Consider the following 19,033-nt stretch of genomic DNA (forward strand, 5'->3'; position numbering starts at 1 on the left):
TGATGCAAATATGATTCCTATGTAGTGTATACATGATGAAAGGCGGCATCATTTCGGCATGAGTGCAAAGTCAGTTTGATATATGTAAACTCTAGCTTTTTTCTACTTACATAAAGAAAAAGAAAAACGAAGCTCTCCTGGTAAGGGTATCTTGATTCAGCTATGAATCAGATTCCGTTGCCAGGCAGATTTTCAAAAAACTACGTAGGCGGGGCGGCGGCCATTCCCATTCCTCGCATATCGTCCTCCCTCAATCTCGGCCCATCATTCGCCTTCTACACATTCCCGTACATCTATATATCCCCCTATATCACAACTACACGTCCTCTCTAGCCAGGCCCATATGTCTCCGCATAGCCCCGCAATGTCTCGGCTATGGCATCTCACACAAGCCCCCTCGAAAAACGTCACGACCTAGAATCCCCTATTGCTTGTTTGTATGGTTCTCGCTTATAATTGCGGTACACAATTTTTAGGACAAAGGAGTATATAAAAATGACATGGGAACTTTCTGTTGATGTTTTCCTTTCTGATTTATTAAAACATGGCCGTAAATCTTCCACCGTTAAACAATACCGCTACGATCTCACACTTTTTACATCTTGGATTCAGAAACACGTCAAATTGCCTCCAGAATCGTTTTTCCGTTCTTTTGATACAAATGTATTAGACAGATACTTAAAAGCGTTTAAAAAAGAACGTGGAGCGTCAATTTCTAATATCAAACGTGTACGAGGTATTCTAATTAACTTTTTACAATTTCATGGTGCGGCCCAGGATTTAAAAAGTGATGTCTCCCCTCCTGGATTAACTTCTAAACACTTTGCATCGGATAAAGAAATAAAAAAGCTATTCCGCGTCATGCGTAGTTATAACGGATTAACCGACTACCAAGCAACAGGAAGAAAGTTTATTCTAGAGCGTAATCTTTTATTAATTCATTTCATGTTAGATTATGGGCTATCTATCCAGGACATTCTCACGCTTTCTATGCATGATATACACTTTGGGACGAATACCATTACCCCAGGAGGGATGCACGCCTACAAACGATCTATTACCCTTTCAAAAGAGCATGTAAAACTTGCCTTATCTTATTACAACAAGATTCCTAACCTTGTAAGGCCGCGCCAACAAACGGGTGATCCCTTTTTTGTGGCGTTTGATTTTGGCCCGCAAACATTCCGATGGGACTATGAAAACGATCAACCCGCCGCTTTAACTAGAATCGCTGTACAACGCATGTTACAGAAAGAAGCGAAACGCGCTGAAATCCATATAACGCCTACTATGCTACGGAACCGTTTTATATTAAATGCCCTACAGAATGGCATGAAACCCATTGAAATTAAAGCATTTTTAGGATTAAAAAGCGTTGAGGCCCTGCATAGATACGTTCAATTCTGGAATAAACAGCAATAAAAAGAGTTTTATATAAGCATAAAAAAGCCCTGGTGCCAGCAAAACTAGGGCTTTTTTACACTATTTTTCAACCCTAAATTAATTTCTAAAAAATTCAAAATAAGTAAAAAAATGCTTGTTTTTGTGCGCTAGCGCATGATAAAATATAATTAAGAAATGCGCTAGCGCATTAAAATATTAAAAAGGAGCTGTTGACCATGAAATTTTTTCAAAGTGTCACTTCCATCGAAGAACTAAAAAAGCAATATAAGAAACTAGCAAAGAAACACCATCCAGACTTAGGCGGGAAACATGAAGACTTTATCGCATTAAAGAAAGAGTATGACAGACTTTTTGAACAACTACATAGTAACTCTGGAAAACAAAACACAGGCGCATACCAAAACATCATAGACGAACTTATCAAATACGATATTGAAATTGAGATCATTGGAACCTGGATTTGGCTCACAGGCAACACTTACTCATTGAAAACTGAATTAAAGCAACTTGGATTTAAATGGGCATCTAAGAAAAAGGCTTGGTATTGGTATGAAGGAGAGTACAAGAAGTTTCATAACAAAGACTTCTCACTCGATGAAATCAGATCAATGCACGAGGTAAAGCGAATTAAGAAAAACAAGCCGAAACTTGAAGCATAAGAGGGGTTTTCCCCTCTTATCTTTCTAAAAAAAGGAGATGCCCACATGTATATAAATGCAAATTGTGAAAAATTCAAGCACATCTATGATATGAAAAGATTAAAGAGTTATAGTGATATGGTGGATCGGGACATAGAAAGATTAGAAGAAATTATAAAAAAGCTTAAAAATTATCAAATGGATATCTACGATCACGCTCAAACTGTTGCAAATACTGAATTTAAAAGCGTTGTGACACTTGTTAGAAGAAGAGATTATTCTACAAATCATGTGAAATACCATGTACAACTAGAAATGCGACCAAACGTCAGTACAGATTATATAGAAAATGAACGGGTGTACGGTTTTTACAAACATGAAAAAATGTTTACAGGTAGAGAACGTCACCTGGCTTTAAAATATGCGGATCAGCTTGCAAAGCAATATCATTGCGAAATTGAAAGGAAGGGATTTTATGCAAAGAAAATTTAGGCTTCCAGACGATGTCTGGGAGCAATTTCTAAAAAAAACAAGTGCCCCAGGCGAAACATTACGTTTATTAGTGATTAATTACAATAATGATGATAGCGACCCATTAGAAGAAGTCATGGGCGTTGAAGAAGCCGCCGAAAAGTGGGATATGCCACCAGGAACAATTAAAAATTTATGTGCCGCGGGAGAAGTAAAAGCTAAAAAAATAGGTAACAGGTGGATTATTTCAAAAAGACAGTCGGCCCCACGATCTAAAAACAATTAAATTATGTAAAAATCAATAAAAGTCAATACAAATGAATACAAGTAAATACGAATCAATACGAAAAACACTTGTATTTTAATGATTTTTATAGATTTTCACTAATATTTTTTGTATTGACTTGTATTAAAATGTATTAATTTGTGTGTAATTGTATTGACTTTTTAAAAGAGTTTAGCATATAATGGAATTAAGTTAATCGATAAAAATTAATCTTTAGGAGGTTTTTATATATGGCAATTCTTAAAGCTGGTGCGGATGCGGGAAATAGTGGTTTAAAGTTAAATGTATTAGGTCTTGATCCTTTATTCATACCAAGTATTTATTCACATCACATTGGAGAAGCAACAAACATTTTGAGTGATGAGGATATTTCTGTTGAAGATTTAGAAAACAACATTGATGTTACAATTTCATCACCTACCTTAAAAGCAAACAATCTGCGTTACATTATTGGTCAAAAAGTGATTGATGAAAACATTAAAGGTATTGAAATGGAAAAGAAATCGGATAAATCGAAAGATGATCTTGTGCTACTTGTTACATTAGCTGGTTTAGCAATTACAGCTATGAAAAAACAACCAAATAAAAATAAAATTGATGTTACTTATGATCTTTCTGTTGCATTACCTGTAGCAACAATTACGCCTCAAACAGCACAAGAATTTGTAGAGCGTTATATGAATCATCATACGGTAAAATTCCATCACCCAAGCGGACGTGAAGTAGTAGTTAATATCCAAATTGAATTTTGCAAGTGTTTACCAGAAGGTGCGGCGGGTTCATGGGGAATCGTTTATGATGAAAAAGGTAAAACCATCAAAAGAAAAGTAGAAGCTACAGAAGGCAAAACTACAGAAATAGACTTTGTTGACAAAACAATATTATCTTTCGATATTGGCGCTGGTACGACAGAAGAAGTTGTTTCTCATGGTGTTAGTTTTAAACATAAAATGAGTCGTGGTTTACCATATGGAGTGAAAGAAACTTTACTTGATATTATCAAGGTTTGGAACTTAAACAATAAACAAAAGACAATAGACAGTATTGCTGAATTTAATGCAATTTATCTTGATTCTGAACATCCTCGTCATATTCGTTTAAAAGAGGCATCACGTGGCGCGTTATTGGGTTTAGCAAATCGAATTGCAACTGATATTATTAATAAAATTGATGATATGAAAGATGATCCGTATGTATTCATTTATGGTGGCGGTGCCGCAATCGTAAAAGAAAGCCTACAACAAATTTTAGAGCAAAAAGGACGTTTAACAAATGTTATTTTCTTAAAAGACCCACTTTTCGTAAATGCACGCGGATTACTTGTGTACACATGCTCTCCAAGATTTGAAGAATTAAAAGAAAAAGCGCTTGCTCCTGTCGGTGAAAAATAATGGCTCGTAAAATATACAAAGCTGGTGATAGAGCAAATGTCTATATTAAGAAAGACATTTCACCAGACATGATCGATTTTATTAACAAACAAAGTGATCTTACAATGTTCTTTTTGTATGCGGCGCAACAACTTCATAAACAAATTGGTAATACAGATGTAGCGGAAATTTTACCGCGTAAATACACATTTACATTAGATAACGAAACACAACCTTTACCAATCAAACACGATGAAGGTTCAAAAACTGTTCATACACCTGTTTCGGTTCAAACTCATATCGAAACAAGTCAAGAGATAACGAATCCTGGGGAATCCAATGATAAAGAAGAAAATACATCATGGAATAAACTGAATGATTTAGAAGATGATCCATATGCATAATACAATCAAAAAGAGTTGTTCTTTTATAAAAGAACAACTCTTTTTTTATTAAATACACAAGGATTCTATTAAAAAGTGTATAATATTATCCGAAAAGGAGGTGTATGTGACGTGTCACATGACGCCGTAACAGATATACAAAATGTTTACTGGACCCGCGAGGTTGCTGAATTATTAGGAGTTAAGGAAGGAACTATACGCAAGTATGCCCGTTTATTAGAAGATCGCGGCTATAACTTCCACCGTAACGACCATGACCAACGAGGTTTTTTTGACAAGGACGTTATTATTCTAAGAAAAATACAAGAATTAAGTAAAAGTAAGTCTATGACGCTAGATGATGCCGCAAATGCTATTATATCAATGAATCAGCCTAACAGTTTGGTGCCCATTACGCCCCCCGTCACAGACGAAAACACGCATCACATAACGCGTTATGAAAATGTAATGGAAGCATTACAGACTTTAACACAAGAAAATAGTGAGTTGAAACAAATTTTAGGTGTCATTTCAGAAGAAATGGTTGAACAAAAAAAACTATTACAAAAACAATCCAAACAAATTGAGCAATTGCATGTAGAGCTAAAAGAAAGTAAACAAGCTCTTAATGCTCCAAAAGAAAAACAAGGATTCTGGTCTAAGCTCTTTTCAAAAAATGAAGACGTATGATGAAAATTGTATAATACGTCTTCATTTTGTTTTAACGAAATTAATTACTTTTCTTCAAAACTAAATTTTAATTTACTGTTTGCAATTTAAGTCTTTTTTTATATTTTCTTACATGTAAATGTCAAAGTATTTCTGGAAACCGCCTTGCAAAGATTTGTTGTATGATGCGTAAGTCAAATCTTTGCATTATATGTATACCAGATTACTAGCTAAAAATTAAAAGAATCGTTCGTTTCATTGTTTCATAAAAATTTCGCTTTCTTCCCATATTTAAAAAAATATTAAACTCTAAAGAATAGATTTTAAAAAATCTGTCCAAACTTGTAACCAAATTATACAAGTTTAGGAGAGATGCAAAGTGTTTTTTAAAGATAATAAAACCATGTTAAAAAAATGGCTGGATCGTCACGGAATAGAGCAACAAAAAATTGCGCGTACCGCGGGTATTTCTTTACCAACAATGACAAAGGCTTGTCGTGATAAAACCTATATTCCAACACCCCTTGTAATGAAAAAACTCTTGAAAGCTATTAGAAAAATAGACCCTTACGCACAACCGCATGATTTTTGGAGAATGTAAAAAGCACAAGCGACAATGTCTTGTGCTTCATTTATTATTTAAGTAACCACCAACACTGATTTGTAATTTTGTTTAAGGCGTCTGCTATGCCTTCTAACCGTTCCATTTCTTCTTTTGTATATTCTTGTTCATACATCTCACGATGATCCTCTGTCATTCGTTCTAATGTGAGATACATCCAATATGCAATTTCATGCGGGCCGATCTGATACTTTTGAAATGTCTCATTGAGTTCTTTTGCTAAATCATTCATAACAAACAACTCCTTTTCATTTGAATTATCCGTACTTTTGTTGTAATTCTATCCACGATCGCCCATACATACGAGAATGCCTTTTTGTTAGGAAACTATTATCGTATTTTGCTTTAACCGGTGGAGCCATTTTACAAATGAACGATGGTTGCATTTCTCCCCCAGCTCTTACACTAATAATCGCGTGATGTGCTGGTATTTTATATGCTTGTTCTAGTGAAATTGTATCCTCAAATCGATACTTAGATAATTCAAATGTCTTTGTATGATCGTTCATAAATAGGAATTGCTGTACGCCGCCACCTTGTAAATTCTCTTGTAATGACGGTTTCAATTTGTTCCAATGGTGAAATGCATAGATGCTTCCTAGTCTCTCTTTTCTGCCCTCTGTACCCACTCTACCCATCAATTTAGTTAATCCTTCACTTTCATATTGCTCGGGTTCATTAAAAATGATAAACGCCCCATTTTCTTGCTCTTTTTTAGTCATTAATAGCCTGGTCATGAAGGTTTTTAGTGTGATCCAGTGAACCAGGGTTTTTACTGCATGTTCCCCCAATCCCCTAGCATTTGGAACCCTTAAAATAATAACTTTTCCTTCTTGCATCCATTTACCAAAATCAAGTTCTTTCAATGGGTCTTGTGCAAAGATATCATACAATCTTTCATTCCCAAAAAAGCGGTTTAATCTGGTTATGATGGGATCACACTTATTCCCTAATTGTTCATTATCTCCCCACTGTATCAGCTCATTCGCAAGACGCAAATTCCCTTCATTCACTAATTCTTGAATACGATTTACCCGAAAGTCCTCATCTTCTATAATACGTTTAATATTAAATAGACTTCCTTTACTTGCTTTGGCCGCATCCGTTAAATATTTTTCACTTCGGCTTAATCCTTCAATTTGCATGAAATCAATCATTTCATCCGCAAATCTTGAAGCACCGTTCCGCCCTAGCTTTGTAATTACTTCTGTTAAATCTAGAGGTGGGATATAATCACTGTCGTTTAAATCCAGATCAATAATGTTTTCTGGTGGTAATGCATCACGAATCCCGTCTGCCATACCCCGCCCACCTTCTTCTACAATTGCATCTGGTATGATAAAACTAATCTTATGTTTTGTATTTCCCTCAATAACAAAATTCTTAATTGATGTATCTTTACCAGCCCCCTGTCCTCCTATAAAGACGTAACCTCTATAAAAATTGTCTGGATTATCTATTGGCATATAGATTGGTATTTTGTGATCTTTCAATTCCGAATGTCCCAAAAATATTCCTTTCTCATCCCGCATAATCGCTGGTATCTCAATTTCAACTTTCTTTTTTACACTCAATGCATCTGCATATTTTCGTTGCAACTCTTTTACAGGCATTTGCAAAGCTAATTTGCTCATTTCATCGGTACTCATCAAATTTACATTCGGATCAAACTTTGTCTTGCTTGATAGTTCGAATGTGTTTAATTCCTGTAATATTTCTGTTTGGCGTTTTCTCATTCTTATTTTTACGCCATGTAGTTCATTCGTTTCTGATAAATCCATCATAGAAAGTGCTAAGGTTTCCCCCATTGTCTCCCTGGTTAACCGATCATGGGAATGTGAGGCCACCCGTATACGCGTTTTAAAAACAGGTTGATTTCCTTTGTCATAACTCACACGATTTGTTCCAACTTCATCAGCGGTTGTATGTGCCTTTTTAATGATGTGCTCTTTGCTAAATTTTTTATCTGATTTAAAAAAAGCGTTCGAGAACGCCTGGAATGTATCAGTTAATAAATCATTTATTTCATTAATAACAGCCGCAACACCAATTTTAGCCCCTGTTACAAGTCGTTTGCCGCTCATATTAACCCGTTGGGGTGGTTTACCCTTCTTTAACTTTTCAATGGCCCAGGAAGCGTTTTTCACCCATTTCTGGCGGTTTTCCGCTTCATTACAGATACTCAATCGGCAAATGTCTCCATCATAACTTAGTTCATCAATAACACTTAAAATATTACCAATAGGCGTTTTTGTATCGTTGCTATTTGTATTTAAGGAAAAGATGTCATGTTTCAAATATCGCATTTCTTGTACGATTGTATTTTCATTAGAAATTTGCAAATCTGTTATTTCGGCTTCCTTAATTGTCACACTCATTTTGTTCTCTAGTTTTCTTTTGAGCTTTAATGCTTGGTATTCGCTAGTTGCTACATAAAATTCAATTTTCTTCTGGCCCTTTTTCTGTTTGAAAACAACATCAAACCAGAAATAGTCCTTTTCACGATAATGAAATGTAATCCCTTTTCTTTCTATACGACTTCCCATACTTTCGTACATTTCATACATCTTATAGATCGCCCGCCATAAACGCTTTGTATTATTAGATACATCCGCATGAGGAATAATCCGATATACAACCATTTTGTTTTTTTCTACTTGTAAAAATTGTTTTAAAGAATATATCTCTTTTCTTTTAAACCAGGATTTTTTTATTTTCTTAGGTTCATATACTACTGGCAAATATTCATTTTGTGCCAAAACAGGAAGGTTTGTATTTTCTATATCGCATATAATAAAGCCTTCTCCCTGTATCATTTTAGGCCCCTCCTAATATACATATTGCTAAGATAAGTCCGCCTGCAAAATAGGCAAGCGGCTTCATCATTCCGCCTTTGTTTGTCATTGAACCTATCATGATAAATCCAGCTGTCACCAATGCACCATATCCCATAATATCGGGCAAATTTAGAATAAACCAATGACCTAATTCGCTTACTATATCAACCATAAATTCACCAACTGGCTTGAAAATCCATTCCATTTCCTTCCCTACAATAGCATCACTAAAATTATTTAATTGATCTAAAAAAGAACCCTCTTTTGCCTTTTCTCCAATATACCCAGCTGTATTAGCCGCAATCATTTTTCCACCTTCTAAAATGAATTTCACAAGGACCCCTCCTTTTAAATTCCCTTTAAAAAGTCTCTTATGTCAACCGCATGTCTAGCCAAGATATACCCACAACATGCACCAATTAAAATTTCTATTGCCTTTGTACGGTGACCCAATGCCCAGGCCGCGCCCGAAAAGATAATAACTAAAACTACGCCCGCATCAAACCCGTTCATAATGGCACTATGAACATTGCCAAACGTCCCGTTAACTCCCGCGGCAAATGTTACTTTTGGAAGTATTAATATTAATGAACTCCCTGTAGCGGTAAAAACCTTTTTAAGTACGTTCTTACTATTTGTTTCTTTATGTGCTTTCTTTTTATAACTTTGGTCCATAAAAGAGCGAAAAGAAATCGTTTCTGTCTTAGTCATGATGCAACACCCCTCGTATAATTTTAAAAGAACTACACATACTACTTATAAATGAAAAGTAGGAGGTCTAACGATATGCATGTTGCAATTGCTGTCGCTGTAGGCGCGATTATTGGATCACTTGTTAATGTTTTTGTTGGGTAAAAATACAGGCAGTGAGCTTTTTGAAGGCTCCTGTCTTTTTGTTTGCGCCTTAATTTGTTCAATACGTGCCGCGGCACTTAATTTCTTCTTTCCTGTTACACTCTGTTCGTCTTGTCGAATTGGTGAAGGTACTTGTTTTCTATCCTCTTCGCATGTTATTTTTTTATGTTTATCGGGTATATCGTTCCAGATTAATTTCTTTACATAACCCGAAAAATTTTTACGCTTTACATGCTGTAACATGATCCGATCCTTTTCATTCTTCTTATTAAATGCTACAGGTTTACTAAACTTTGATCTTTCCATTCTGTTCACCCTCCCCGATGTGACCGATAATATCGGTATTACTAAAACGTATTCCTTTCTGTTTGTACGTTATTCACCTTTTTATACAAAAAAATTCTCTACTTTTTTATTTAATCGATATGAGCGGTAATATCACTTTTCCCATAAAACAATGACCCTTTTAGGCCACATTTTTAATCATTAGCTATCAGCGTGCTTTACGCTATTAGCTATATGCCGACATTATGAAACTTGTGCAAGTACAACACGAAAAAGAAGCGTCTTCTCAAAAATTCCGAAATATAAGAATTTTAAAATCGTATCAAAGTATAAAATGTTATAATTATACTGTTCCTTTTGCATCCATAAGAAGGATTTTAAAACCGTAAGACACTTAGAGAGGGGAAACAACTATGTCACTTTTACAGCAACATTTTGAAGAAAGAAGAGAATACATTTTCAATCGTCTCAAACAACCAGAATACATGGAAAGAAGCATAGAAAAAGTTCGCCAAGCTCAAAAAGAGATCAAAAATACAGTGCGAACGATTAAAGATTTGTTACTCTTAGACAAAACCACTGATCCTTGTTTACCAGAGGTCGCTCAATTTTCTCTTCAACACATTACAAATTCAGAGTCGTTTGAGAATGTCAAAAACCTTGTTCCATCCTCTATAAAAAAGTTAAGTGAAGAAGAACGCGCAAAAGTGTTAGATGAAACATTAAGCGTAGCAAACCAAATCATGAATCTAGAACGTACTGTTTTTATTATGATGTTTAATGCAAAAGAAAAAATCCTTATGGATTCTTATAAGAAAAAGCGTAGGTCACAAACAGAACTTCATTATGATGTTGCTGACAAAGAAGGATTTGACAAAGCGTTTTATGAAGAGCGTATTGATTCATTACGAAATGACATTCGTGTAATATCTTTCAAAAAGCTATGTGAGAATGAATCCGCACCAGAGGACTTAGAACTATTCAAACAACGTTATGAAACAATTATTTTACCAAAGGTACAAGAAATTGTTTCTCTAATTGAACCAAGTTTAATAGATATAGACGTATTTTTAAATCCAGTAATCGAGTATGGTGTAGGGGAAATCACTTTAGATGAAATGATTGAAAAACTAAACAAAAACCTTTCTTTATTTCACGAATTATCAAAGATTGAATATTGCCCAACTGTTGAATTAACAGTAAAAGAATATGTATTCTTAGAAGCTATGAACCGTTCAAAAAAAGGAGAGGAGTTGCAACCATCAAAATGATGTATACACAAGAGAAGTTTTATGAAAAATTAATAGAAGAAAAAAAAGAAGTAACGATTTTTCTAATAAATGGTGTCAGAGTACCTGGCAAAATTATCGCTGTTGATAAATTTTCGGTATTAGTTTTAAGCAATGGAAAGCAACAGTTCCTTTATAAACAAGCAATTTCGACTGTTTCTTTATAAAATAAAAAACCTTTAAAAATATTACAATAATAACTTTTTTATCCTTTTATGGGATATCCACTTCAAAAATTACCATACATAATGTACTCTTAGATATAAGAGTTAGTTTTTTTCCTTTAGGGCAAGGCTGGTTTCAGCCTTGTTTTTGTTTGCAATTTTTTGGGTACAATTTTTTCGAGATTCTATGTATAAAGGAGTTTACAAGAAAAAGTGGAAATGAGATTACTACATGACATGATCGAAGATCAAAAAAAAGAATTGAGCAATCTTGTAAAAAAATATGGATTTAGCCATCAAAAAGTAATTGATTTTAGTCAAAAATTAGACCTTTTAATCTATGAAGCAATGGGGAAATATCGATTAGATCAAAAAATTAGGATAAAAAAGAATCCTTAATTCAATAAGGATTCATAACAGGAAGATAAGAGACAGATATAGAAATAAAAAGAATTAATTATATTATAATTCAAAAATATGAAAAGCCATATTGAGAAAAAACGTTAGATGGGTTTCTTTGCCCATCCCCTCGAAAAGGGGGAATAGCAAAAAAAAGTATCAAAAAATACTTTAAAATAAAGGTTTTTACTTCTTTTAAAAATGAATATGTCAAAACATATACAGTTTAATTGACATGTTTCAAATAAATATAAGTTGTATTTTTGAAATAAATTTAGCTAATTCCCCCTTTTCGGGGATTTGGGAAAAAACAACCTATCTTCATACTTTCCCCTACTGATCTTAATTGATTGGTAGGGGAATTTCTTGTTTATGCAAAGAATTTACTATACCCATGTTCATTTGCCCAATGTTTAAAATTATCTTTCCAAATTAACTTAGCACAATCCTCCGAACAACCTCTATCAAAATTATCAGCTTTAAAATTACGGTCATATGCTGAATAGTAACCTTCATCAGTCTTGCTAGATACTTTCTCACCACACCAATTACACTTAAAAGACCAATTTCTTTTATCACTATTAAACTTCTTATATGTATACCTAGCCTTAGGAATCAAATATTTACCCGTTTCATCTTCTTCTAACGAAATAGATACACACCTCATATAATCTAATAACTGCATATGTTTATTGTAGTCATCTATATTAGGCATATCTTCACGCATATAAAACTCTTTAATTTCCTCAAACAATGCTTTTACATCTTCTTTTGAATAAACAGTGCCTCTTTCATCAGCTAAACAAGAATATTCTCTAGATTCCCCATTATCTTCTTGTACTTCTACTGGAATAACACGATAAAACTTAGGAAATACCCTTCTTATATCAATAGCCATTTATTTCATCCCCCTTAGTTTTAATAAATTTCCCCTTTTATAATGATAGCATTACATACAAAAAGGGAACATGGATTATCTCCACATTCCCTTTTTCAAATTTCTATATGTTCAAAGATCGTTTAATCAACTCAATGATGACAGCAGAGATAACAACATCAAAATTAACATGAAAATAGAATTCTGTTGTATTTGAATCTTTATCTCTCTTAAAGAAAAACTTAAACATGTATCAGCACCCCATTTTTAATTATTTTTAATTTTAAAATGGTTGATGGTTGCTGACTGAATGACACCGCATTAAATTTCTAAAAGAATAACGAACCTCTTCATCCCATTATAGGGCAAGACATTACATAGGAATTACTCACGTACCTATATTATCTCAAATTTTGCATAATCAAACAAGTGTTTCCATGTTATTTTTTTCTAGAATCTTATTTTGATTCCTGATCTTTATTCTCTTACTCTATATTTCCCCTCATCACTTAACCAGCTTAACTATCATTTGTTTTTCTTTATAACCTGATTCTGTGATATACTCATGATAAGTAAGGGAATCACTCCCCTTCTATGTACTTATTTTAATTTATCTATTCACTTTTGGCGTTTAACTCTATGGAGTTAAGCGTCCTTTTTCGTTTTTCCCCTATATGGGTTTCTTTGCCCATCCCCTTGAAAAGGGGGAATAGCAAAAAATACTTTAAAATAAAGATTTTTACTTCTTTTAAAAATGAATATGTCAAAACATATACAGTTTAATTGACATGTTTCAAATAAATATAAGTTGTATTTTTAAAATAAATTTAGCTAATGCCCCCTTTCGGAGATTTGGGCAAAAACAACCTAGATTGAATTTTCTGATTAATTGTTTTGAAATAAAAACGAGTTGTAGTAACAAGCTGTCATTAAACCCCTTACACGAAAAAGGTTGGCAAATATCCAATCTTTTTTTATGTAAATAGGCTCTCTTGCTTTTTGCATGAGAGCCTATCTACATTCGGGAACTACCTCTCATTATTATAAAGAAATAATCCATATAAAACCAATAGGTTTTTTAATATTAAAACGCTACATTTTTTATATTCTATGTTAAAATTAGTGATTGAGGGTACAATTTTTCAAGAGAAAAAGGCAAACAATATAAATACTTTCTGAAAGTGTTCAATTCAAGTTCAACAAAAAGCATTTGTTATTCTATAGCAAATGCTTTTTGACAAATTATATTGTTTTTTATAACATAAAAAAGAATTGAGTGGTCCAGACTCAATTCTTCGGGTGAAGTCATTTGCCAACGAATACCTGGTGAAAGAATCCTTCTTTAATGATTGGATTCTTTTACTTTGTTTTGAGCATAAAATGTAATACTGTATAAGCCATTTTTCTTGTTGAACATCCTCGTTTGAGTGCCAATTGTTGTAAGAGTTTTTGCTGAAATGGTGATAATTCAATTTCTACAAAGTGCTGAAAAGCATAAGATTGCCTTACAGGTATATCCTCCATATAGATATAGTCTAAACCTTCTGTTACTAACTCCGATGCAATTTGATCTAAATTTTCGTTATACAATGCGAACTCTTCCAATCTTTCATGCAAATGTGGTTCTAATGAAATTAATAACTTCTTATTATTTTTTCGGAATTTCTGTTTTTGGCCTTTCCAGTAATTTTGCTCTTGCATAACTGCATGTAACATTTTGATTCCCCCTATTTATAATTTTAATTTGTATTTCTTCCTTAAAATCAAATCCCTACTTATTATTTCTTACGGTATCAATTGCGGCTAAACAAGCGGCTATCCCAAGACGCTTTTCACTATATATTTTCTTGTTCACTGTTAGGTACCAGCACCCTTTTTCTTTTACACTCAATAGATCGTCATATTGCCTCCCTAATTTTTCTAGAATAAAAGTGGATTCCTCAACAGGATTGAAATATTCAATTGGCATTCTAATAAATGGTGTACAATTCTTCCCCCAATATGTACCGCATTTTTCTAGCCCCAAAAACTCTTTTGCAATGACATGATCTAGCCTTTCTGTTGCAACAGATAAATCATGATAAGGTATCCACCAATTAGAATCACTCATAGCCACAAATTCTTTTGCAATACTGTTGTATAAGATTTGGCAGATACTAATACCTTCAAAGTCATCTTGTGTGACAACAAAATCAGACTGTCTTAATTTGTGCCCGTTTTTATCCGTTGTACCAATTTCAAATTCTTCACTTTTCAATAATTGAACTGTTTTCATCACATGAAATTCCCCCTTTATTTCCTAAATGAACATGCTAAAATATTTTTGAAGGCATCTTATTTCTTGTGCCCTTCACCAATACGATCACTCATCACACTTCCCCTTTCTGTTGCTTTATGGCAATGGAAAGGGATTGTTTTGTAAAGCGGCTTTTACTTTCTTGCATAGCGTTTTGAAGCAATTTCAACTTTGTTTCTTTGCAAAGAACTCTCCATACAGATACACCGATTTTCATTTTTCATTTCTCCTTTTCTTTATTTATTCAATGCCTCTCAAAGCTCTACTTAGCTTTTATATGCCCTAAAAGGGGTACAGCCAGCATTTCGGAAAAAAACCACGCTAAGCAAATTTATATGAAAAAAGAGCCGTATTTTACTCCGTTAAGAGTAAATCGGCTCTTTTATATTCAAAGGGCGTAAGGATTGTAAACTTGTTGCATGTAATCCCTCAAACTTATATTCACCTAAGAAATTGATGTGTTCCCAACCTAAAGGCCATATATACGGCATTAAATCCTCTCGAAATTCGCCTGTATCTTTTAATTCTTCTACGGCTTTTTCCATATAGACCGTATTCCATACACTTATCGCATTAATAATAATATTAAGTGCACTGGCCCGTTGCAATTGATCTTGGAGGGCTCTTTCTCTAAACTCTCCGCTCTTTCCGAAAAATATAGCTCTGGCTAAGGCATTTGTGGCTTCGCCTTTATTTAAGCCTTTTTGTATTTTTCTCCTCACTGATTTACTCGAAATATAATCTAAGGTAAAGATCGTTTTTTCTATTCGACCCATTTCACCAAGGGCGGTCGCTAATTTATTTTGTCTTGCATAAGATCCAAGTTTCCCCATTATAAGTGAGCTAGATACTTTACCTGTTCTTACGGAGTATGCTAACCGTAAAACATCATTGTAATTTTCTTGAATAACCTTTAAATTAATTTTCCCTTTTAATAGTGACTGAACATTTGGATATTCTTGCACACCGTTAATAGTAAAAAGTTTTGTATCCATTAAGTCACGAATACGTGGTGCAAAGCGGAAGCCTAGAAGATGTGTTAATCCGAAAACTTGATCTGTATATCCGGCGGTATCTGTATAATGTTCTTCAATCATGAGGTCTGTTTCATGATGAAGTAAACCGTCAAGGACGTATAGTGCATCTCGGGCATTTGTATTAATTACTTTTAAATAGAAGGAAGCAAATTGATCACTTATAAACCTATAGATAGTTGCTCCTCTTCCTGTTCCATAATGCGGGTTTGAATCAGCATGTAAAGAGCGAACGCCAATAGGTACCCGCATTCCATCTGAAGACGATGTATTACCGTCTCCCCAATATGTTGCTAATTGTCGCCTGTGTTGAAAGTTAACTAGAACAGACTGAGCTCGAACCATAGCATCATCATACATTCTCCATTGTGCAGTGTTTGCCATTTGTCTATAAGAGATTCCAGGAGTAGCCTCTGCCATTTTTGTAAGACCAATATTTGTACCCATTGCCATCAGAGTTGCTAATACTACATTCTTCTCTTCTTTATCAGGAGATTTGTTCGTTGAAGCATGAATAAATTGCTCATGAAATCCAGTCCAGCTGGAAACTTCTAATAGTAAATCTGTGAGCTTTATTCTTGGTAACATATTATGTAGACGGATACTAAATGCTTTTGCTTCTTCTGGAGTCCCTTTATCTAACCTCTCCACATATAGCTTTCCTTGGCTGATATCAACACCTTCTAATTTTTCACTATTTTTTGATAACCAGTCCAAACGTTGGTTTAGCGAAGTAATCCTTTCTGTTAAGTACTCCTCGACCGTTAAAGGAACTGCCAAGTAATTTTCCGCATTTATTATGTTTCTCCAATCCTCTTCAGATATTAAGTAATCATCAAATGCCTTATGCTGTCTACTTCCTGAAACAAATACATCTCCTGATCTTATGTAATTTCGCAACTCTGTTAATGCTGCAAGTTCGTAATAATGTCGGTTAACATTCCCTTCGTCGTCATACACATGTTTTTGCCAGCGATTTGATACAAAATTCAAAGGTGCACTCATCGGTACTTTTCGCTTTCCGTTTATGTTTAAATCATGTATAGTATGAAGCGCTTGAAGTACTGGCTCTGCCGATTTAGTTGATCCAAACTGGAAGACCCTTAATAGGGTAGGCGCATACCGCCTGATATAAGAATATCTAGTCTCCAACAAATCTAAATAATCATAGCTTATAGGTCTTGATAACTGTTTGGCTTCCTCAACCGATTCCACCATTTTATCCCACGGCATAACGTCATCTAGAGCTGTAAAAGCATCTTTTCCTACTTCTTTCGCTTCAATAAGTGCTCCACATATCTTGATAAATTGTACAAGTTTTTCATTCAGTTTTTTACCATTTACTTTTTGCATCTCATCTTGTGCTTTTTTTCCTTTTAATTGAAGATTCATCATAATACGGTCGTGTATTTCAATTGCATAATCGATTAAATCTTGTGTAATTTCTAGCATAAAAGCAACTAAAATACTGTATCTTCTCACTTCATCAAACCTTCTAAAGGCATATGGTTCATATTTTGATCCTAATCTTGCAAGCTGCCGAAGGCGGTTGGAATTAATCTTGCTCGTATCAACTACAAGCCCTATATCTTTTACATATTCAAATCGCTCCACAACCTTGAGGAAAGACTCTGGTGATGGTTGAGAGGGAAGTTGTTTTAACCAAGCCAATGGCGAAATTCCATTATTTGTGGGTAGAAGTAAAGCATCTATTCTTTTCTTTTGCTCAGATGTTAAGTCATCATACAAAATACTGTATACTTTTTGATCTGCTTGCTGTTTGGCTTCCCAAACTATATTTTCAATTACATACATGGCAGGAAGAATAACTTTTGATTTCCGTAACATGGACAGTGCTATTTCAATTAAATGAAGTGAATTGCTGTTTTCCATAGCTTGTTGTGTGAGATGTTTCAACAGATTTTCTTCATGGCTAGAAGAAAAATTAGTGAAATTATACTCCTCACGAATTTCACTAAGATGCTCCCATAATGTATTACTACGATTGGCATATCTAGAAAACTCTTCTGCAGGAATCTGTAGCTGTCTTGCGATATGCTTGATTACTGACATAGGAATATCTTTATACTCGGTTAAAGCCCATCCAGGATAACGAATTAATGCCAGTTGAAGAGCAAAACCTAAACGATTATATCCTCTACGGTGCTTGAAGATTAAATGTAAGTCATGTTTAGAAAAGGTATGAAATGTTACCAAATCCCATTCTGTTAAACGTGATAAATCCATTAACTCAATTCGTTGTGCCTCCGACAGTAATTGTTTAACTCCCATTATTTCCGTTTTCCTCTCTTTAAGAATTTATTTTTATTTTTTAGTTTAGGTAGTTTAAAGTTATGTAGGGCAATGTTGTATATACGGTTAATTCTTTAACCACTTGTAGAAAGATCTCTGCAGATGCTATAAGGGGACATGAGAATAGCCTTTATTATACAAATTATAACATTTAACTAAGTATAATTTGATTAGTATATATCAAATGTAAAATCCCAGTCTTAATCCATAAAAAAAGAGCCCTATATCCCTTGGGCTCTACCATAAATTCGTATACAATAGTAGTCCTTCAAAACTAGTATTGTATGTATATAGTATTAATTTTTTTAAACTGCAGTAGATATAAATACAGAGTATACAGCACTTTGAGTAATTCCTGGAGTTATAAAAAGTGAGATAGCATCTGTCCTTGCAACTGGATTACCAGGTATTGTACTAGTCCATGTAACTGTTGCAGGGGCTACCACTGGATTAGGATTAAATACCTTTACAGGTTGTGCTCCAATATCAGTTGGTTTAATCGAAAACACTATAGTTCCAGTAATATTGGCTGTAAGTGTAAGCGTAATTGTAGAGACTATTTGACCAGCACCCGGTGAAGCTAGATTAGTAGGTACATTATCACATACTCGCAACAAATATACACCTGTACCTAAGTTATTTACATTTATAGAAGCAGAAAACGCAACAACACTACCAGCTCCTGCTGTTACATAAGGGAGCGTTTGTGAATCTGCACCAGGTGATCCTGCTATGCGCTGAAATCCCGCATTAGTACCACCAAAAAGGATAGCCTTTGTAGAAGTTGTTGCTGTAGCGCCTGTAGCTCCAGTAGCTCCGGTAGGACCTGTAACTCCCGTAG

The 19,033-nt window shown here is 34.3% G+C and carries 21 protein-coding genes and 1 pseudogene; 11 read left to right on the forward strand and 11 right to left on the reverse strand.

Annotated elements, in window-relative coordinates; genetic code table 11:
- Nucleotides 1-495: 495 nt before the first annotated feature.
- The 8 genes from MR147_RS24885 to MR147_RS24920 all read left to right on the forward strand — a co-directional run bounded on the left by MR147_RS24885 (nucleotide 496) and on the right by MR147_RS24920 (nucleotide 5,822).
- The gene (locus tag MR147_RS24885; protein ID WP_061678394.1) at nucleotides 496-1,422 is read left to right on the forward strand and encodes a tyrosine-type recombinase/integrase; all 927 of its coding nucleotides are present in this window, start codon (nucleotides 496-498) and stop codon (nucleotides 1,420-1,422) included.
- Between the two features lie 197 nt (nucleotides 1,423-1,619).
- Nucleotides 1,620-2,063 carry a molecular chaperone DnaJ gene (locus MR147_RS24890; protein WP_061678393.1) on the forward strand — a complete coding sequence of 148 codons (444 nt, stop codon included), beginning with the start codon at nucleotides 1,620-1,622 and terminating at the stop codon, nucleotides 2,061-2,063.
- 45 nt (nucleotides 2,064-2,108) lie between these two features.
- On the forward strand, nucleotides 2,109-2,534 hold the full coding sequence (locus MR147_RS24895; protein WP_061678392.1) for a hypothetical protein: 426 nt from the start codon (nucleotides 2,109-2,111) through the stop codon (nucleotides 2,532-2,534).
- The gene (locus MR147_RS24900) at nucleotides 2,518-2,799 is read left to right on the forward strand and encodes a helix-turn-helix domain-containing protein (RefSeq protein ID WP_001189040.1); all 282 of its coding nucleotides are present in this window, start codon (nucleotides 2,518-2,520) and stop codon (nucleotides 2,797-2,799) included. Before MR147_RS24895 ends, MR147_RS24900 begins: the two co-directional genes overlap by 17 nt.
- A gap of 230 nt (nucleotides 2,800-3,029) precedes the next feature.
- On the forward strand, nucleotides 3,030-4,190 hold the full coding sequence (locus MR147_RS24905) for a ParM/StbA family protein (protein ID WP_000996173.1): 1,161 nt from the start codon (nucleotides 3,030-3,032) through the stop codon (nucleotides 4,188-4,190).
- Nucleotides 4,190-4,573: a hypothetical protein gene (locus MR147_RS24910; protein WP_000101420.1), complete on the forward strand. Its 384-nt coding sequence runs from the start codon at nucleotides 4,190-4,192 to the stop codon at nucleotides 4,571-4,573. The genes MR147_RS24905 and MR147_RS24910 overlap by 1 nt, the downstream gene beginning before the upstream one ends.
- 111 nt (nucleotides 4,574-4,684) lie before the next feature.
- Nucleotides 4,685-5,242 (forward strand): MerR family transcriptional regulator, encoded by a 558-nt coding sequence (locus tag MR147_RS24915; protein WP_061678391.1) that lies wholly within the window; start codon nucleotides 4,685-4,687, stop codon nucleotides 5,240-5,242.
- Between the two features lie 358 nt (nucleotides 5,243-5,600).
- Nucleotides 5,601-5,822: a helix-turn-helix domain-containing protein gene (locus MR147_RS24920; protein WP_061678390.1), complete on the forward strand. Its 222-nt coding sequence runs from the start codon at nucleotides 5,601-5,603 to the stop codon at nucleotides 5,820-5,822.
- Nucleotides 5,823-5,856: 34 nt separating this feature from the next.
- On the opposite strand, the gene MR147_RS24925 is transcribed toward MR147_RS24920, so the two are convergent.
- The 5 genes from MR147_RS24925 to MR147_RS24945 all read right to left on the reverse strand — a co-directional run bounded on the left by MR147_RS24925 (nucleotide 5,857) and on the right by MR147_RS24945 (nucleotide 9,841).
- Entirely contained in the window at nucleotides 5,857-6,075 is a 219-nt protein-coding gene (locus tag MR147_RS24925; RefSeq protein ID WP_061678389.1) for a hypothetical protein, read from the reverse strand.
- Nucleotides 6,076-6,100: 25 nt separating this feature from the next.
- Nucleotides 6,101-8,659 carry a hypothetical protein gene (locus MR147_RS24930; RefSeq protein WP_061678388.1) on the reverse strand — a complete coding sequence of 853 codons (2,559 nt, stop codon included), beginning with the start codon at nucleotides 8,657-8,659 and terminating at the stop codon, nucleotides 6,101-6,103.
- Nucleotide 8,660: 1 nt separating this feature from the next.
- Nucleotides 8,661-9,014, reverse strand: coding sequence for a hypothetical protein (locus MR147_RS24935; RefSeq protein ID WP_000668764.1), 354 nt, complete (start codon nucleotides 9,012-9,014; stop codon nucleotides 8,661-8,663).
- 14 nt (nucleotides 9,015-9,028) lie between these two features.
- Nucleotides 9,029-9,391, reverse strand: coding sequence for a hypothetical protein (locus tag MR147_RS24940; RefSeq protein WP_000167718.1), 363 nt, complete (start codon nucleotides 9,389-9,391; stop codon nucleotides 9,029-9,031).
- A 117-nt stretch (nucleotides 9,392-9,508) separates the two neighbouring features.
- Entirely contained in the window at nucleotides 9,509-9,841 is a 333-nt protein-coding gene (locus MR147_RS24945; protein ID WP_061655298.1) for a hypothetical protein, read from the reverse strand.
- A gap of 392 nt (nucleotides 9,842-10,233) precedes the next feature.
- On the opposite strand from MR147_RS24945, the gene MR147_RS24950 reads away from it, so the two are divergent.
- The 3 genes from MR147_RS24950 (at nucleotide 10,234) to MR147_RS24960 (ending at nucleotide 11,672) form a co-directional block, all read left to right on the forward strand.
- Nucleotides 10,234-11,091: a hypothetical protein gene (locus MR147_RS24950; RefSeq protein ID WP_061678387.1), complete on the forward strand. Its 858-nt coding sequence runs from the start codon at nucleotides 10,234-10,236 to the stop codon at nucleotides 11,089-11,091.
- Nucleotides 11,088-11,276, forward strand: a complete 189-nt coding sequence (hfq, locus tag MR147_RS24955) for an RNA chaperone Hfq (RefSeq protein ID WP_016123539.1) — start codon at nucleotides 11,088-11,090, stop codon at nucleotides 11,274-11,276. The genes MR147_RS24950 and hfq overlap by 4 nt, the downstream gene beginning before the upstream one ends.
- Before the next feature lie 210 nt (nucleotides 11,277-11,486).
- Nucleotides 11,487-11,672: an aspartyl-phosphate phosphatase Spo0E family protein gene (locus MR147_RS24960; RefSeq protein ID WP_061678386.1), complete on the forward strand. Its 186-nt coding sequence runs from the start codon at nucleotides 11,487-11,489 to the stop codon at nucleotides 11,670-11,672.
- A 370-nt stretch (nucleotides 11,673-12,042) separates the two neighbouring features.
- Here the strand turns inward: MR147_RS24960 and MR147_RS24965 are convergent, their stop codons facing one another.
- From MR147_RS24965 to MR147_RS24990, 6 genes and pseudogenes are all read right to left on the reverse strand, one after another.
- The gene (locus MR147_RS24965; RefSeq protein ID WP_061676393.1) at nucleotides 12,043-12,570 is read right to left on the reverse strand and encodes a hypothetical protein; all 528 of its coding nucleotides are present in this window, start codon (nucleotides 12,568-12,570) and stop codon (nucleotides 12,043-12,045) included.
- A 1,338-nt stretch (nucleotides 12,571-13,908) separates the two neighbouring features.
- Nucleotides 13,909-14,265, reverse strand: coding sequence for a hypothetical protein (locus tag MR147_RS24970; protein WP_061678385.1), 357 nt, complete (start codon nucleotides 14,263-14,265; stop codon nucleotides 13,909-13,911).
- A 55-nt stretch (nucleotides 14,266-14,320) separates the two neighbouring features.
- Complete coding sequence (locus tag MR147_RS24975) at nucleotides 14,321-14,824, reverse strand: hypothetical protein (protein ID WP_061678418.1); 504 nt, start codon at nucleotides 14,822-14,824, stop codon at nucleotides 14,321-14,323.
- A gap of 94 nt (nucleotides 14,825-14,918) precedes the next feature.
- Complete coding sequence (locus MR147_RS24980; RefSeq protein WP_000690451.1) at nucleotides 14,919-15,062, reverse strand: hypothetical protein; 144 nt, start codon at nucleotides 15,060-15,062, stop codon at nucleotides 14,919-14,921.
- Between the two features lie 145 nt (nucleotides 15,063-15,207).
- A complete protein-coding gene (locus MR147_RS24985) occupies nucleotides 15,208-18,171 on the reverse strand; it encodes a Tn3 family transposase (RefSeq protein WP_242304811.1) in 2,964 nt (987 codons plus the stop codon).
- A 326-nt stretch (nucleotides 18,172-18,497) separates the two neighbouring features.
- Nucleotides 18,498-19,033: pseudogene (locus tag MR147_RS24990) on the reverse strand (collagen-like triple helix repeat-containing protein); the annotation flags it as partial.

It is taken from the genome of Bacillus cereus group sp. BfR-BA-01350, from assembly GCF_022663775.1.
In the GTDB taxonomy this organism is placed as follows: domain Bacteria; phylum Bacillota; class Bacilli; order Bacillales; family Bacillaceae_G; genus Bacillus_A; species Bacillus_A paranthracis.